Origin of the sequence: Anaerostipes faecalis (assembly GCF_018982945.1) — a bacterium.
Classification (GTDB): Bacteria; Bacillota; Clostridia; order Lachnospirales; family Lachnospiraceae; genus Anaerostipes; species Anaerostipes faecalis.
In genome coordinates, this window is the sequence record NZ_JABRXE010000004.1 from 168,845 (window position 1) to 186,067 (window position 17,223).

16 protein-coding genes are annotated in these 17,223 nt (G+C 37.1%); 10 read left to right on the forward strand and 6 right to left on the reverse strand.

From position 1 onward, the window contains the following. Positions 1–106 precede the first annotated feature (106 nt). Complete coding sequence (locus KTB61_RS06510) at positions 107–718, forward strand: transposase (protein ID WP_216697052.1); 612 nt, start codon at positions 107–109, stop codon at positions 716–718. 192 nt (positions 719–910) lie between these two features. On the opposite strand, the gene KTB61_RS06515 is transcribed toward KTB61_RS06510, so the two are convergent. Then, positions 911–1,756, reverse strand: coding sequence for a patatin-like phospholipase family protein (locus KTB61_RS06515; RefSeq protein ID WP_216697053.1), 846 nt, complete (start codon positions 1,754–1,756; stop codon positions 911–913). 202 nt (positions 1,757–1,958) lie between these two features. Here KTB61_RS06515 and KTB61_RS06520 point away from each other — a divergent pair, with 202 nt between their 5' ends. Further along, positions 1,959–2,762, forward strand: coding sequence for an SDR family NAD(P)-dependent oxidoreductase (locus KTB61_RS06520; RefSeq protein WP_075760150.1), 804 nt, complete (start codon positions 1,959–1,961; stop codon positions 2,760–2,762). 95 nt (positions 2,763–2,857) lie between these two features. Here the strand turns inward: KTB61_RS06520 and trpS are convergent, their stop codons facing one another. Together trpS and KTB61_RS06530 are read right to left on the reverse strand one after the other, a co-directional pair. Continuing rightward, positions 2,858–3,919 carry a tryptophan--tRNA ligase gene (gene trpS / locus KTB61_RS06525; protein ID WP_075760151.1) on the reverse strand — a complete coding sequence of 354 codons (1,062 nt, stop codon included), beginning with the start codon at positions 3,917–3,919 and terminating at the stop codon, positions 2,858–2,860. A gap of 137 nt (positions 3,920–4,056) precedes the next feature. Then, positions 4,057–5,010 (reverse strand): L-lactate dehydrogenase, encoded by a 954-nt coding sequence (locus tag KTB61_RS06530; RefSeq protein WP_216697054.1) that lies wholly within the window; start codon positions 5,008–5,010, stop codon positions 4,057–4,059. A 228-nt stretch (positions 5,011–5,238) separates the two neighbouring features. Between KTB61_RS06530 and KTB61_RS06535 the strand changes: the two genes are divergently transcribed. From KTB61_RS06535 to KTB61_RS06550, 4 genes are all read left to right on the forward strand, one after another. Then, positions 5,239–6,402 (forward strand): FprA family A-type flavoprotein, encoded by a 1,164-nt coding sequence (locus KTB61_RS06535; protein ID WP_075760153.1) that lies wholly within the window; start codon positions 5,239–5,241, stop codon positions 6,400–6,402. 113 nt (positions 6,403–6,515) lie between these two features. Next, complete coding sequence (locus KTB61_RS06540) at positions 6,516–7,442, forward strand: radical SAM protein (RefSeq protein WP_075760154.1); 927 nt, start codon at positions 6,516–6,518, stop codon at positions 7,440–7,442. A gap of 17 nt (positions 7,443–7,459) precedes the next feature. Further along, entirely contained in the window at positions 7,460–8,335 is an 876-nt protein-coding gene (locus KTB61_RS06545; RefSeq protein ID WP_075760155.1) for a pyridoxamine kinase, read from the forward strand. A 27-nt stretch (positions 8,336–8,362) separates the two neighbouring features. Next, complete coding sequence (locus KTB61_RS06550; protein WP_075760156.1) at positions 8,363–9,004, forward strand: chloramphenicol acetyltransferase; 642 nt, start codon at positions 8,363–8,365, stop codon at positions 9,002–9,004. Here KTB61_RS06550 and KTB61_RS06555 read toward each other — a convergent pair. Beyond that, entirely contained in the window at positions 8,996–9,565 is a 570-nt protein-coding gene (locus tag KTB61_RS06555) for a TetR/AcrR family transcriptional regulator (RefSeq protein WP_216697055.1), read from the reverse strand. The genes KTB61_RS06550 and KTB61_RS06555 overlap by 9 nt on opposite strands. A 158-nt stretch (positions 9,566–9,723) precedes the next feature. On the opposite strand from KTB61_RS06555, the gene glgB reads away from it, so the two are divergent. Next, positions 9,724–11,541, forward strand: a complete 1,818-nt coding sequence (gene glgB, locus KTB61_RS06560; RefSeq protein WP_075760158.1) for a 1,4-alpha-glucan branching protein GlgB — start codon at positions 9,724–9,726, stop codon at positions 11,539–11,541. Between the two features lie 63 nt (positions 11,542–11,604). On the opposite strand, the gene KTB61_RS06565 is transcribed toward glgB, so the two are convergent. Next, complete coding sequence (locus KTB61_RS06565; protein WP_075760159.1) at positions 11,605–12,231, reverse strand: SdpI family protein; 627 nt, start codon at positions 12,229–12,231, stop codon at positions 11,605–11,607. Beyond that, positions 12,228–12,386 (reverse strand): ArsR family transcriptional regulator, encoded by a 159-nt coding sequence (locus KTB61_RS06570; RefSeq protein WP_143249386.1) that lies wholly within the window; start codon positions 12,384–12,386, stop codon positions 12,228–12,230. Before KTB61_RS06570 ends, KTB61_RS06565 begins: the two co-directional genes overlap by 4 nt. 123 nt (positions 12,387–12,509) lie before the next feature. Here KTB61_RS06570 and trxB point away from each other — a divergent pair, with 123 nt between their 5' ends. The 3 genes from trxB (at position 12,510) to secA (ending at position 17,221) form a co-directional block, all read left to right on the forward strand. Continuing rightward, positions 12,510–13,430 carry a thioredoxin-disulfide reductase gene (gene trxB / locus KTB61_RS06575; RefSeq protein ID WP_216697056.1) on the forward strand — a complete coding sequence of 307 codons (921 nt, stop codon included), beginning with the start codon at positions 12,510–12,512 and terminating at the stop codon, positions 13,428–13,430. A 355-nt stretch (positions 13,431–13,785) separates the two neighbouring features. Further along, positions 13,786–14,316, forward strand: a complete 531-nt coding sequence (gene hpf, locus KTB61_RS06580; RefSeq protein ID WP_075760161.1) for a ribosome hibernation-promoting factor, HPF/YfiA family — start codon at positions 13,786–13,788, stop codon at positions 14,314–14,316. A 337-nt stretch (positions 14,317–14,653) separates the two neighbouring features. Beyond that, the gene (gene secA, locus KTB61_RS06585) at positions 14,654–17,221 is read left to right on the forward strand and encodes a preprotein translocase subunit SecA (protein ID WP_075760162.1); all 2,568 of its coding nucleotides are present in this window, start codon (positions 14,654–14,656) and stop codon (positions 17,219–17,221) included. Positions 17,222–17,223 lie beyond the last annotated feature (2 nt).

Sequence of the window (17,223 nt, forward strand, 5' to 3'; positions counted from 1 at the left end):
CATCTGATATACGCTCCGCGAGGATGCGCAGGAATTCGGATTGGAAGTATGTCTGCTATGCAGACCCGAATTCCGCGCCAAGACTCGCGAGCGAGTCTTGAAAGATTTGAAACTTACCAGAAAACAGACGAATGAAGTAAAGGAATTACTCAAAGATAAAAATCACTATCGACGAATAGCCCATGGAAAGCCATTTGATTACTTGCCTGAAACAAGCAAGAAAGCTGATGAAACGGTGTTTTATGAATTGCCATTCCGAGTGGTTCGATTTCCGATTACGGATGATACCTATGAGGTTGTTGTGACAAATCTAGATAAAGAGGAGTTTCCGCCAGAAACTTTAAAGCAGCTTTATGGTATGCGCTTGGGAATAGAAACATCTTTTAGGGATTTGAAATATACAATAGGATTATTACATTTTCACTCAAAAAAAGAGGAATACATACTCCAAGAAATCTTTGCTCGACTTACGATGTACAACTTTTCTGAACTGATTACCTCGCACGTAATCTTAGAAAAGAGAAATAGAAAACATACTTACAAAGTGAATTTTTCTGTTGCCACACATATTTGTCGAGAATTTCTATTAGGAAAATGTATTCCGTCTAATATTGAAGCAATAATTGCAAGATATATAACGCCTATTCGCCCTGGGCGTTCAAGACCACGAGATATACGGATCAAACAAGCAATCAGCTTCATGTATAGAGTAGCATAATCTCTTATAAAAATATACCTTTTCAGCAAGGAAATCATCCTTGCTTATTTGGCGTGTCAAAAATCATCTATCTCTCATTTGCACAGTAAAAGAAAAGAGAAGTTTGCAGTTCTTACACTACAAACTTCTCTTAAACCCACACTAACTTAATGCCATTGATGTTATATTTCTGGGGTTTTTTCTATGGCAAATTTATAATTGGCGAAGAAAATCCTGTAGTTTCATAAGATTTGTGTTTGCATCTGATAGACCAAGCTCATAGACTTTCTGCAATTTGGCTGGATTCTTCTCGATGCGTCCAATTTCAATGGGCTTTGATGGCCTGATGACAAATGCTTTTTCCGCTTTTTCCAGTTGCAAAAGTTTTTTTACAGAGTGATTGTATAAAGTATGTCGTTCCAGTAATCTTTTTGCAATCTGGGGATATTTCCGAGCGTAAAGTTTTATAAGAGCAGGAGACATTGGCTTTTTACGATAATTTATATCGCGGGTGAGGACTACAATCAGTTTTTCACATCCCTGGTTTAAAAGCCATTCAAAAGGAATACTGTCACTAATTGCTCCGTCAAGATATTTTTGACCGTTAATATTTACAGGCTGGGATACAAATGGCATGGAACCGGAGGCACGCAACATATCCATCTGAGTGAATACACTTTTGATTTGCATGTATTCTGGATTTGCTGTTTCTATATTTGTTGCGACAGCATAAAAAGGTATTCCGGATTTTTTATAGCTTTCATCATCAAAAGGATCCAGTTTGCGAGGAACTTCCTCATAAGCATATTTTGTGCTGACAATATTGCCTTCGTTCAACAAAGGAAGAATTCCCAGATAATTTTTATCCGGATTAAAACGTTTGCTGTAGCGAATTACCCTGCCTTTTTGACCGGATAAGTAATTTACGCCAAATAATGCCCCGGCGGAAACACCGACAGCACAATCTACAAGAATATGGTGATCCAGAAAAATGTCCAATACACCTGCAGTATACATTCCACGCATGGCACCGCCTTCTAAAACCAATCCTGTTTTCATTCTTTTTCTCCATTCTTTTTATAATTTAACACATCACGACTGCTGCATATTCAAAAATGCGTCTCAATATCATACTGGTTTAGAATAGTAATGTCAAGAAATATGCAATGGTGGCATAGATATATATTTTTTTATGTATGTATACACAAAATTGTGCTAAAATTTATAAAAAGAAAAAATTTAAATAAGGAGGACTTCGAGTATGGACAGATTAAAAGACAAAGTTGCTGTTGTTACAGGATCTACCAGTGGAATTGGTGTCGGGATTGCCAGATTGTATGCTTCGGAAGGAGCTAAGGTAGTGATTTGTGGACGAAGAAAAGAAAAAGGTCAGGCTGTTGTGGATAGTATTCTAAAAGAAGGCGGAGAAGCAACTTATCATTTTATGGATATTACCGTTACAGAAAGTATTGAAGAACTTTTTGCAGATACAGCAAAGAAGTACGGGAAGATTGATATTCTGGTAAATAATGCAGCCAATGTAGGTCTGAAGGATGGTCGTGTGGATGAACTTAGTCTGGAGATGTGGGACAGTGTCTTCCAGAGTGATGTACGTGGTACTTTTTATGCCACAAAATGTGTCCTTCCATATATGAAGGAAAATGAAACCGGAGGCTCTATTATTAATATTGGTTCTATGGCTTCCTGTGGAGGAGATCTGGGTTCTACAGCTTATGCCTGTGCCAAGGCAGGTGTGGATATGCTGACACAGTCAACGGCACTTCAGTATGGAAAACAGAAAATCCGTTGTAACTGTGTGCGTCCAGGTTTGATCGTAACACCAGAAAATGAAGAACGTGTACCTCAGGCACTGAAAGATATTTTCTTAAGTAATATTATGGTAGATCGTTATGGATGTCCAGAAGATATAGGACATATGTGCGTATATCTTGGCTCTGATGAAAGCAGTTATGTAAGTGGACAGATTATTAATGTAGATGGTGGTCTGAATTCGCATGTTTCCACAGTTGCTCAGTTTAGGGAATTAAATTCTCGTACATGGTAGAATCTGATAGGCGCCAAAAGATAGTAGGAATCAGAAATATAAAAGGAGGAATTTCTCTTCATTGAGAAATTCCTCCTGCTTCATTTACATATCAATTATTTCCAAAGGTCTACATCTTCAAAATAGTTAATCTTCATAGCAGAACGAACATCATGAAGTGTCTGGGCAGCTTTGGCCTGTGCCACTTCACTTCCCTGTTTTAAGATGTCATACACATCAGGAATTCTTTTTTCCCACATTTTTCTGCGTTCACGGATTGGTTCCAATTCTGCCTGAAGTACATTGTTAAGGAATTTTTTAACTTTTACATCTCCAAGACCTCCGCGTGAATAATGAGCCTTTAATTCATCCAGATTCTTATAGTCAGGTAAAAATTCATCAAAATACTCTGGACGGCAAAATGCGTCAAGATAAATGAATACAGGGTTTCCTTCAACTTTTCCAGGATCCTGAACACGGAGATGGTTAGGATCGGTAAACATAGACATAACCTTCTTCTTTATATCTTCTGGTTCATCAGAAAGATAAATACAGTTTCCAAGGGATTTGCTCATCTTTGCTTTTCCATCAATTCCCGGCAAACGCAGACATGCCTGATTTTTAGGTAAGATAATCTCAGGATCAGTTAAAGTTTCACCATAAACAGTATTGAATTTATGAACAATTTCCTTACACTGCTCAAGCATAGGAAGCTGATCTTCTCCAACTGGAACAGCAGTAGCACGGAAAGCAGTGATATCTGCCGCCTGACTGATTGGATAACAGAAAAAGCCTACAGGAATGCTGGCTTCAAAGTTTCTCTGCTGAATTTCAGCTTTAACTGTTGGGTTACGCTGAACACGGGAAACTGTTACCAGATTCATATAGTAGAATGATAATTCTGTTAATTCAGGAACCATAGACTGAATAAAAATCGTTGATTTGTCCGGATCAAGCCCGCTTGCAAGATAATCAAGTGCAACCTGAATAATATTCTGACGTACTTTTTCCGGATTTTCTGCATTATCAGTCAATGCCTGAGCATCTGCGATCATAATATAAATTTCATCAAAATTTCCAGAATTCTGCAGTCTGACACGTTCTTTCAAAGAACCTACGTAGTGTCCTACATGAAGGCGTCCGGTTGGCCGGTCACCTGTTAAAATCACATTTTTCATAATGTGTAAACTCCTTTTAAAATATAATTATAAATTGATTTCATCCGTTAAAGGGAATACCCTTTCTTTCTAATATTAAATTATATCGTGACTGACAACTTCCGTCAATATTGGAAACAATGAATAGCTTTATTCCATCATTCTATGACCATATCATTTAATTTTTTATTGAATCTGACGCCATCACAACATGCTTTAAATTCTTCTTGTTCCTGTGGAGTCAGATCCAGCTCGATAATTTCTTCAACACCATTGGAACCAATGATAGCCGGAACTCCAACAAAGATATTATTTTGTCCATATTCGCCATTAAGCGGAGCACTGACAGGCAGGATTGTTTTTTCATCATGTAAAACTGCTTCTACACATCTCGCCAATGTTGAGCAAATACCGTATTCTGTACATTTTTTTCCTTCATAGGTCAGCCATGCACCGTCGATTACGCGTTTTTTCAGTTCTTTGGCATCAAACTGGAATCTTTTATCATGCTGCAAAGAGGATAATGCTTTTCCATGGAAGGAAATCTGAGACATAGGAACCATAATGGCATTTCCGTGTTCACCAAGCATATAGGCAGTGATTGATTTGTGGTCAATGCCGGTTTGCTGAGATAATGCAGATAACAGACGAGATGTATCAAGACCGGTTCCCGTTCCAAACACATGTCCTTTTGGGAGGTCAGATATTTTTGCAATCTGTGAAGTGATAATGTCACAAGGATTTGTAATATTGATAAAGATTCCATGAAAACCACTTGCGATAACTTTAGGAACCATTTCCGTAGTTTCTTTAATTGTAAAATTTAATTCAGCCACACGGTCATGAGTTGCTTCCAATAATGTTATTTTTCCAAGGGAATTTACGATAATATCGCAATCCCCAAGATCACCATAGTCAGCGATAGATACATTAACCTTATGTGGACAGTAAGCGATAGCATCCATCAAATCCTGACGTTCACTCTTAACTTTCTGCTCATTCTTATCTACCAGAACCAGTTCATCTACCAGTCCGCGAAGAGCAAGTGCATATGCACAATGAGCTCCTACATGTCCAACACCAATAATTGCTACTTTTCTTTTTTTAATCATGCTAAAAACCTCCAGTCGATATTTCTTGTATCTGTCATTCTACCTTTTAAACAGAAAGAAGGCAACTGTTACATGAGGATATCATAAATATATTTTTATCAGGAAAGGTTCATGATAAAAAAAGATTGTATAGAAAACAATAATAATTACAACTAGTTTATGATTTAAAAATGTGTTATAGTTGGTACAACAGAAGATATAAGTATTTTAATTTTGGAGGAATAACTAATGAAAGATATTGTAATTACAGATGAAATTAAATACATTGGTGTGAATGATCATGATATTGACCTGTTCGAAAGTCAGTATATTGTTCCTAATGGAGTTTCCTATAACTCTTATGTCATTTTGGATGAAAAAGTTACAGTTATGGATACCGTAGATAAAAGAAAAACAGATGAATGGCTGGATAATCTTGAAAAGGCACTGGACGGACGTACAGTAGACTATATTGTTGTTTCTCATATGGAACCAGACCATGCAGCAAGCCTTCAGGTACTGGCTGAAAAATATCCGGAAGCTAAGATTGTGGGAAATGCCAAGACATTTAACATGATTCCTCAATTCTTTACTTTTGATTTAACAGATCGTACAGTGACAGTAAAAGAGGGAGATACTTTATCACTTGGTGTACATACATTACAGTTCTTTATGGCACCTATGGTGCATTGGCCAGAAGTTATGGTTGCTTACGAACAGTCTGAAAAGATTCTGTTTGCAGCAGATGGATTTGGAAAATTCGGAGCACTGGATGTGGAAGAAGACTGGGCTTGTGAAGCCAGACGCTATTATTTCAATATTTGTGGAAAATATGGTGTACAGGTACAGGCTCTGCTTAAGAAAGCTGCAACATTGGATATTCAGATGATCTGTCCTCTTCATGGACCAATCCTGAAAGAAAATCTTGGATATTATATCGGACTGTATGATACATGGAGCAAATATGAACCTGAAAATGAAGGAATTCTGGTTGCATATGCATCAATCCATGGAAATACAGCAGAAGCAGCTAAGAAATTTGCTGCTATCCTGGAAGAAAAAGGAGCTAAGAAAGTGGTAGTTGCAGATTTATCCAGAGATGATATGGCAGAAGTTATTGAAGATGCATTCCGCTATGACAAACTGGTTCTTGCAGCAGCAACATATGATGGTGGAATTTTCCCATGTATGGAAGATTTCTTACACCACTTAAAAGCTAAGAATTATCAGAAGCGTACAGTAGCATTTATGGAAAATGGATCCTGGGCACCTATGGCTGCAAAACATATGAAAGCAATTGTAGAAAATCTGAAAAATATCACAGTTGTAGATCCTGTTGTAACAATTCGTTCTACAATGAATGACGATACTGTAAAAGCAATGGAAGAACTGGCTGATAACCTTCTTGCATAATAAGATGATTTTGATTTTTTATTAAGTATAATAAAATGAGATGTGAATGAGAAAATATCAGGCACATCTCATTTTTTCTGCTATAATATTAAGAAAAAAGAAAGGGTAGGAAAATGGAAGAGTTTCGTTATGTTTTTGGACCGATTCCATCCAGAAGACTTGGAAGATCCCTTGGAATCAGTCCATTACCAAAAAAAACCTGCAATTATTCCTGTATTTATTGTCAGCTGGGACGTACCAATAAAATGACAAATCAGAGACAGGAATTTTATAAAACGGAAGCTATTTTAGATGAATTTAAAGCATATTTAAAAGATTCTGATAAGTTTGATATTGTAACGGTGGTAGGAGAAGGAGAACCTACTTTATGTAGTAATCTTGGTGAGCTGATTTGCGGATTAAAAGAGCTCACAGACAAGCCTGTGGCGGTGATTACCAATGGTTCACTGCTTTCAGATCATCAGGTGCGGGAAGAGCTTTGTCATGCAGATATGGTACTTCCTTCTTTAGATGCTTACAATCAGGAAATTGCAAAGAAAATCGACCGTCCGTATGGAACTATTAAGTTTGATGAGGAATTTGAAGGACTGGTTGAATTTTCTAAAATATATCAGGGAGAGTTATGGCTGGAAATTATGCTGGTGGATGGAATAAATGATGACAAAGAATCCATAAAAGAATTTCAAAAGCTGATTAGCCAGATAGATTACGACCGATTGTATCTGAATACTCCTGTTCGTCCTCCTGCTGAAGAAGGAGTTAATATAGTATCAGAAGAGAACATGCAATATGCTGTGGAAAAGCTGGGAGGAATCTCTATTGAAATGTTAAGTTCAGGAAGCTTTTTTAGTGAAATAGAAGATACTTATGAAGCTGTTAAATCTATTATAGGAAGACATCCAATGAATCAGTTTGAATTAAATGGTTTTTTGGACAGCAGAAACTGTGAAAACAAAGAAGAAATGCTTGAAAGAATGAAACAGGATAAGGAGATTGCCATTATTGATTATAAGGGAATCTTTACATTTCGTCTTCAGTAAAAAGGAGGTTCATTGTTATGAAACGTAGTGTACCAAGAGTTGCAGCAATTCATGATTTATCAGGGTTTGGACGAGCTTCTCTGACAACAATCATTCCAATTCTTTCTACAATGGGGGTGCAGGTATGTCCATTGCCTACAGCGATTCTTTCTAATCATACAGGGGGATTTGATTCCTTTAGTTTTGTGGATTTTACAGAACATATGAAGGCTTACATTGAAGAATGGAAAAAACTTAAGATAGATTTTGATTGTATTTATTCCGGATTTTTAGGATCTGAACGACAGATACAGATTGTATCAGATTTTATTGATGATTTCAGTACAGATGATAATCTTGTTGTTATAGATCCGGTTCTGGGAGATAATGGAAATCTCTATTCTACCATGACAGAAGACCATGTAAGGGAGATGAAAAAACTGGTAGCCAAAGCAGATATTATTACACCTAATTTTACGGAAGTAAGTCTGTTGCTTGGGGAAGACTATAAAGAAGAGACCAATAATGAAGAAATGAAAGTGTGGCTCAGACGGTTATCAGATATGGGACCGAAAATCGTGGTAGCTACCAGTGTGCCGGATCAGGGAGTAGAAAAAGATTCCAACGTCATTGCTTTTGACAGGGATAGTGATACTTACTGGAAAATACGATGCAAGTATATTCCGGCATTTTATCCGGGAACAGGAGATGCATATACTTCTGTTATGATAGGAAGTCTTCTGAATGGCGACAGCCTGCCTATCGCCCTTGATAAAGGTGTTCAGTTTATCACACAGGCGATTAAAGCAAGTTATGGGTTTGATTATCCAAATAGAGAAGGTGTCCTATTGGAAAGAGTGCTTGATGTGTTAAAAATGCCGGTAGTACTGGGCGGATATGAAATGCTGGAATAAACTGGTAACAGAAAAGAGGAAAAAGAAATGTTTCAATTGATCGATGAGAATAAATGGCCAAGAAAAGAACATTATAAATACTACACAGATACCCTTACCTGTGGTTATACGATTACTGTTCGTCTGGATGTCACTAACCTGTATCAGCAGGTAAAAAGAAATCATTTGAAATTCTATCCGGCATTTATTTATTGTGCTGGAAAAGCAATCAATGAGATGGAAGAGTTCCGTATGGGAACAGATTCCAAAGGAAATCCAGGATACTGGGATGTTGTACATCCCAATTTTACAATTTTCCATAAGGATGATCATACTTTTTCTGATGTCTGGTCCTATTTTCATGAGGATTTTAGAAAATGTTATGAAAATATAGTAAATGATATGGAAACATATAAAGATTGTAAAGGACCAAAGGTAAAAGAAAACCAGCCACCTAATTTCTTTTGTATTTCATGTGTTCCATGGATGGATTTTACAGGATATAGTACATGGGTGCCAGGAGGCAGGCCGAATCTGTTCCCGATTATCACATTTGGAAAATATATAGAAGAAAAGGGTAGAAAGAAATTGTCAGCTTCTTTGACAATTTCACATGCGGCAGCAGATGGCTATCATTCAAGTATGTTATTTAAAAGGCTTCAGGAAATCCTGGATGAGTTGTTAATCTAAGAAACCTCTGCAGGTGATAGAAACTAAGGTTTCCAGAAGGTGAGAGATTTCTTCTTCGGATTTCTGAAAGTCATTTTCAATCCATTGTGCAATGATACCGATACAGCCTCGTGAAACATAAGTGTGAAGCGCGATTAAAGTTGATTCTGGCTGGTGTGGATAAACCTTTTTCCAGCCGGAAATAGTTTTTTCCTGAGTCATGGTGGTAATCTCATCTAGAAAAGAAGGATTGCCCTGTTCAGAGAAAATCAGACGTATCAGTTCCTTGTTGGTAGAAAGACAGTGTACAATAGAGGTCATTAGTTCGGCAATGGAATTTTCCCGTTGAAATTGAATCATGGTATCTTCCAGATTTTCGAAAACTTCGTCTTGAATTGAGCGAAGAAGATCCATAGGATCAGAATAATATGTATAAAATGTACTACGATTAATATCCGATTTTTCGCATAAGCGGGAAACGGATATTTTTTGTATAGGTTGTTCTTTTAGAAGTAGCAGAAGATTTCTTTTTAATGAATTTTTTGTTCGCAATACACGGCGATCAGTTTTTTTGTTTTTCATGCAATCAACTCCTTATTTTTTTAATTAAACAATTTATTTTTAAAATGTCGGATAACCGTCAGTGGCAGAAACTTTGTTGGTTGTTCTGTTCTTTATCATTGATTATAATATACATATGAATGAAAAACAACAGATGTATGTTAAAGGGGGACGGCTTAATGAACAGGCAGGATTTTTATGATGGTAAAATCTTTGATGCATATAAATATTTTGGAGCCCACAAAGAAGGAGATGGGATTAGATTTATTACATATGCACCGAGAGCCACAAAGATTTCTGTGATTGGAGAGTTTAATCAGTGGACAGAAGAATTTCTTACCCAGGATGAACAAAGCGGTTTCTTTTCCATGTATTCTCGGACGGCAAAAGAAGGACAGATGTACAAATATCGTATTTATGGTCCGGATGGTAATATGGCAGAGCATTGTGATCCGTATGGATGTGAAATGGAAATGCCGCCACGAGCATGTACAATTATCAACGAATTGAAAAACTATCAATTTCATGATGAAGAATGGCTTAGAAAGAGAAATGATCAGAAGAACCAGCCATTAAATATCTATGAGATGCATATGGGATCATGGAAAATGGATATGGAAAAAGTGGATGAGAACGGAGAAAACGGATGGTATACTTATGATCAGATAGGAGAAATGCTGGTACCATATCTAAAAGAAAATCATTATACCCATGTGGAATTAATGCCTTTATCTGAGCATCCGTTCTATGGATCCTGGGGATATCAGAATACAGGATTTTTTGCACCTACCAAACGGTATGGAACTCCACAGCAGCTGATGAAATTTGTAGATTTGCTTCATCAGGCGGATATTGGTGTTATCATGGATTTTGTACCGGTACACTTTGCTATTGATGGCTATGGCCTGCAAAAGTACGATGGCACGGCTTTATATGAGTATGATAATAACGATACGGGGGAAAGTGAATGGGGAAGTTTTAACTTTATCCATTCTAGAAGAGAAGTTCGCTGTTTCCTTCAGTCAGCAGCCAATTACTGGATCGAAGAGTATCATGTAGATGGAATTCGCATGGATGCAGTGAGTCGTTTATTATACTGGCAGGGAAATGAAAACAGGGGAACCAATGAGCTTGCTATTGAGTTTCTGAAAAATATGAATCAAGGATTAAAAGAAAGGCATCCGGATGTAATGCTGATTGCTGAGGACTCCACATCTTATCCAGATATAACGAAACCTGTAAAGGAAGGAGGTCTTGGATTTGATTATAAATGGGACCTTGGATGGATGCATGATACCCTGGAGTATTTTCAGACATCGCCTGAATACAGAACGAGGGATTATCACAAATTGACTTTTTCCATGATATATTTCTGGAATGAAAAATATTTACTGGAATATTCTCATGATGAGGTAGTTCATGGAAAGGCAACAATTCTTCAGAAAATGTATGGAAATTATGATGACAAATTTCCACAGGCACGTGCTATGTACATGTATATGATAATGCATCCTGGAAAAAAACTGAATTTTATGGGAAATGAATTTGGACAGTTAAGAGAATGGACAGAAAAACAGGAACAGGACTGGATGGTACTGAAATATCCTGCTCATGATGCTTTTCATCAATATATGATTCGGCTGAACCAGATTTATCAGGATTGTGAAGCTCTTCATAAGGATTATGACCATAATAATTTCCTATGGCTGGATTGTCATCAGGAAGAACGTTGTATCTATGCCATTGGGCGTAAAGAAGGAAATACCATGGTGGCAGCAGTTTTTAATTTTTCTGATAAAGTACAGGAAGACTATAAAGTCACTATTGCAGGACTATGGAAGGAACAGGTTATATTAAATACAGACTGGAACCAGTACGGAGGCTCTACTGCAGAAGGACAGGATATTTATAAGACAGAGAAGGAAGCAGATACAGAACTGACTATAACTCTTCCTAAATATAGTGGAATCATGTTTGAAATGAAAAAAGGAAATTAAAAAAATCACTTCCATGCAGACGGAAATCAGGAGCAGCTGATGTAAAATATCAGCTGCTCTCTATTATTTTTTAAAGATTATGCAGGAGTATACCATTGGAGTAATGGAAATAATCAGAATAATCAATGTGAAAACAATCATTTTCCCAATACCTGGAAGAAATGAAGATAAAGCAGCAAGTATTCCGCCAATAAACCAGAGTTTCCCAGCGAAACGGTGAGTTCTGAACCAGACTTCTTCACTGTTTAAAGTCCATGGTGTTTTGATTCCCATAAAATAGTTAAATTTTATCTTAGGCATCATATTACCAACATAAGCCAGTAAAAATCCAATGATAAACGGAAGAACAACATCAATTTTTATCGGTACACCAAATGTGACAGCGATAGTAAAAATCTGAAGCGCGAACATTAACAGGCAAATCACCAATTTAAAATGTTCATATTCTTTTTCAAATTTTTGATAGTTTTTTCGTTTTGGATCAGCTTTACGGAGTATATCCATAAACATCCAGAGAATGAAAATAAGTGCCGGTTCCATAAAAATAGTAAACTTACTGCCATAATGATCAATTTCGCCATAAATGTTCCAGTGAGTGGGAATTTTATCCGGCAGATAAAAAAAGAAGACAATGGAAACTATTAGTGAAAGAATAAAAATAATAAAAATTCTTTTGTTTTTGATTTTCATTTACAATCCTCCTTAAATTGCTGAAGCCAGCCTATGATTTCTTCCAGAACAGAAAGATTTAACTCATAATAAATATATTTTCCTTTTTTTTCTGCTGTAATCAGGTTGGCATTTTTTAAAATACTTAAATGATGAGAGATGGTTGCGCCTGTCATGTTAATCTAAATATTATTTTTCAAATAAGGATTCAGCAGATTGTATAGGTTTGGTATAATAATAAATATGGAAAGGATAATAATAATTAGAAAGATAATAAAATATCAGAAGGAGTTGAAAAAATGAAAATTTATGATTTGGTGATCATTGGTTCCGGTCCTGCTGGAATGGCTGCTGCGATTTATGCAAAGAGAGCAATGCTTGATACAGTCCTTATTGAAAAAGAATATATACCAGGCGGTCAGGTGATTCAGACCTATGAAGTTGATAATTATCCGGGAATTCCCAAAACGAATGGAATGGAGTTAAGTGATAAATTTGCAGGCCATGCAAAAGATCTGGGTGTAGAGACAATGACAGCTGAAGTCACAGATATCAAACCAGAGGGAAAGATAAAAGAAATTTATCTAAAAGATGGGAATATGATAAAAACAAAAACAATTATTCTGGCAACAGGAGCTGTCCATCGTACACTTGATATTCCAGGAGAAAAAGAACTGACAGGTATGGGAGTTTCTTATTGTGCAACCTGTGATGGTGCTTTCTTCAGAAATAAAGTGACTGCAGTTGTTGGTGGAGGAGATGTGGCACTGGAAGATGCAATATTTTTAAGCCGTATATGCGAAAAAGTGTATCTGATTCACAGAAGGGATGAATTGCGTGGAGCAAAGATCCTTCGGGATCAGGTGAAAAACAATGATAAGATTGAAATACTGTGGAATACGGTGGTAACTGAAATTCAGGGAGAAAATAAGGTAGAAAATATCCACATCCAGGATGTGAATAACGGTGTGGATAAGGTTTTAAAAGCGGATGGTATTTTTATTGCAGTAGGAACCAGGCCTGCATCAGATCTACTGAAAAATCAACTGGAGACTGATTCGCAGGGATATATTATTGCAGGAGAAGACGGAATTACAAATCTTCCAGGAATTTTTGTCGGTGGGGACGGAAGACGGAAAAACTTACGTCAAGTGGTGACTGCAGTTGCGGATGGAGCTAATTGTGTGCTTTCAGTGGAGAGATACCTTCAAAAATTATAATTTTCTGATAATTTAGCAAGATTATTTTTGCTGACTAATAAATCAAAATGCAACTGTTTTTTTACGATTTGTGATAGATGTATAACATTTTCCAATGCAAGTATTTTTTGAAAAAATAAGTCACAATATACCCACAAAGTTATCCACATACACAAATGGCATATTTAAGCCAAAAATTAGTTACCCACAAAGTTATCCACATTATCCACAGGCAGTAATCGACAAAAAACGATTGTTAAAAAACATAAAAACAAAACAAATGTTTTGTGTAGTATTTCTAAAAAGATTTTGTTTCATTCGTAAATGTTATATGTTATAATAAATTTACAATTAAAAAGTAAAGGAGTTGGGAGCCATGAAGTTCATTATTAGTGGAAAGAACATTGAGGTTACGGAAGGAATCAAAGCAGCAGTTGAAGAGAAACTGGGACGCCTTGATAAGTATCTGGTTGATGATACGATTATTAATGTAACACTTAGTGTTCAGAAGGGAAGACAGAAGATAGAAGTTACCATTCCTATGAAAGGACATATTATTCGTGCAGAAGAAGACAGTGAAGATATGTATGTATCTATCGATCTGGTTGTAGACGTTATTGAACGTCAGATTCGCAGATATAAAACAAGACTGATGAATCAGAAGCACGAGGGAACCAGCTTCAGACAGGAATTTATGGAGATGGAAGATGATGCAGAAGATGATGAAATCAGAATCATCCGAAGCAAGAAGTTTGCGATCAAACCAATGGATGTGGAAGAAGCCTGCATTCAGATGGAACTCTTAGGACATGATTTCTTCGTATTCCGCAATGCTGATACCTTTGAAGTTAATGTTGTGTATAAGAGAAAGGGAAATACATACGGATTAATTGAACCAGAATTTTAAGATAGTTTATAAAAGGAGATCATATGATCTCCTTTTTTTATTACATAGGAAATTCCTTTGAATTTCCTATGTAATAAAAAACGCTCCGCGTGGATGTGCAAAGGAAAGCAGTTAAAACTGCTGCACATCGGCACGCAAAGCGGAGCAAGTCCCTCATGATTGAGGGATACAGGGAGTTGATAGCGACTTGTCCGCTTTTTTTACAATCTGTTAACTTGCGTCTCATATTTAGAAGTGTTACAATAGCAGAGTCTATAGGCAGATGGCAGAAATACTCTGTCTACGGAATTTATGAGAGGATGTAACTATACATCATATAGATTTAGGAGAGCAATTTATGGGTTTATTTGACAAAGTGTTTGGTTCTCACAGTGAAAAAGAGTTAAAGAGGATCAGTAAGATTGTTGATCAGATTGAAGCAATGGACGAAACCATGCAGAAATTATCTGACGAAGAGTTAAGACATAAGACAGACGAATTTAAGGAACGTTTATCCCAGGGAGAAACTTTAGATGACATTCTTCCAGAAGCTTTTGCAGTTGTCCGTGAAGCCAGCAGCCGTGCCATTGGACTGAAACATTACCGTGTTCAGTTGATCGGTGGTATTATCCTGCATCAGGGACGAATCGCAGAAATGAGAACTGGTGAAGGTAAGACTCTTGTATCCACACTTCCTGCATATTTGAATGCATTGGAGGGCAAAGGTGTTCATATTGTTACTGTTAATGATTATCTGGCAACTCGTGATGCCCAGTGGATGGGACAGGTACACAATTTCCTTGGTATTAGTGTGGGGGTTGTTACCAATGATATGGAAAATGACCAGCGTCGAGATGCTTATAATTGTGATATTACTTATATTACCAATAATGAACTGGGATTTGATTATCTGAGAGATAACATGGTCATTGACAAGGCAGATCTGGTACAGAGAGATCTTCACTATGCTATCGTGGATGAAGTGGACTCTGTTTTGATCGATGAGGCAAGAACTCCTCTGATTATTTCCGGGGAAAGTGGTAAATCCACTGAATTATATCGTGCATGTGATATTCTGGCACGTCAGATGCAACGAGGAAGTTCCACAGGAGAATTATCCAAGATGGATATTCTGATGAATGAAGATATTGAGGAAGACGGAGATTTCCTTGTAAATGAAAAAGATAAACAGATTATGCTGACAGCCGATGGTGTAAAGAAGGTAGAAAAGTTCTTCCATATTGATAACCTTGCAGATCCTGATAATCTGGCAATCCAGCACAATATTATTCTGGCATTGCGTGCTCATAATCTGATGTTTAAAGATAAAGATTACGTGGTAAAAGATGATGAAGTTCTGATCGTTGATGAATTTACCGGACGTATTATGCCGGGAAGACGTTATTCTGATGGATTGCATCAGGCAATTGAAGCTAAAGAAAATGTAAGAGTTAAGAGAGAATCTAAAACTCTGGCAACTATTACATTCCAGAATTTCTTTAATAAGTATGATAAGAAAGCAGGTATGACTGGTACAGCTCAGACAGAAGAACAGGAATTTCGTGAAATATACGGAATGGACGTTGTAGTTATTCCGACAAACAAGCCGGTGCTTCGTATTGATCATGAAGATGCCATTTATAAAACAAAACGGGAAAAAATGAATGCCGTTGTGGAAGATATCATTGCCAGCCATGAAAAAGGACAGCCGGTCCTGGTTGGTACCATTACTATTGAAATGTCTGAAGAACTTAGTGCAATGCTCAAGAAAAGACGTATTAAACATAACGTCTTGAATGCAAAGTTCCATGAAAAAGAAGCAGAAATTGTTTCTCATGCAGGTGAAATCGGTGCGGTGACTATTGCAACCAATATGGCTGGTCGTGGTACGGACATTGTTCTGGAAGATGGAGTTGCAGAGCTTGGAGGACTGAAAATCATTGGAACGGAACGACATGAGTCCAGACGTATTGATAATCAGCTTCGTGGTCGTGCCGGTCGTCAGGGAGATCCGGGTGAATCTAAATTTTACCTGTCTCTGGAAGATGATCTGATGAGATTGTTTGGATCTGAACGTATGATTTCTGTATACAATGCCCTTGGAATTCCGGAAGGAGAAGAAATTCAGCACAAATCCATCAGCAAGACCATTGAGAAAGCACAGAAGAAGATTGAAAATAACAACTTTGGTATTCGTAAGAATCTGCTGGATTATGACCGTGTAAATAATGATCAGCGAGAGGTTATTTATAAAGAACGCCGTAGAGTATTAGACGGTGATGATATGAAAAATTCTATTCTTTCCATGATGAAAGATACGGTGGCTGATCATGTTAATAAAGTAATCAGTGATGAACTTCCACCGGAAGAATGGGATCTGAAAGCTTTGAATGCTGAATTAAGACAGATCGTTCCATTGAAGAAGATTGAACTGACAGAAGAAGAGAAAGCTTCTGGAAGAGTGGAAAATCTTATAGAGCGTCTGCAGAATGAGACAGTTGAACTGTATGCACAAAAAGAAAAAGAATTTGAAGATTTCGATCTTCGTGAGATTGAACGTATTATCCTTTTGAAAGTTATTGACCGTAAGTGGATGGATCATATAGATGATATGGATCAGTTGCGTGAAGGTATCGGTCTGCAGGCTTATGGACAGAGAGATCCTGTTGTTGAATATCGTATGGTGGGATTTGATATGTTCAATGAAATGACAAAAGCTATTCAGGAAGAGACTACAGGTGCACTGATGCATGTTCAGATTGAACAGAAAATCGAAAGAGAAGAAGCACCAAAAATTACTGGAACCAATAAGGATGAGAGTAATGAAAAAATGCCGTACGTAAGGAAAGGGGCTAAAATCGGACGTAATGATCCTTGTCCTTGCGGTAGCGGAAAGAAATATAAAAACTGTTGCGGAAAAAATTAAGG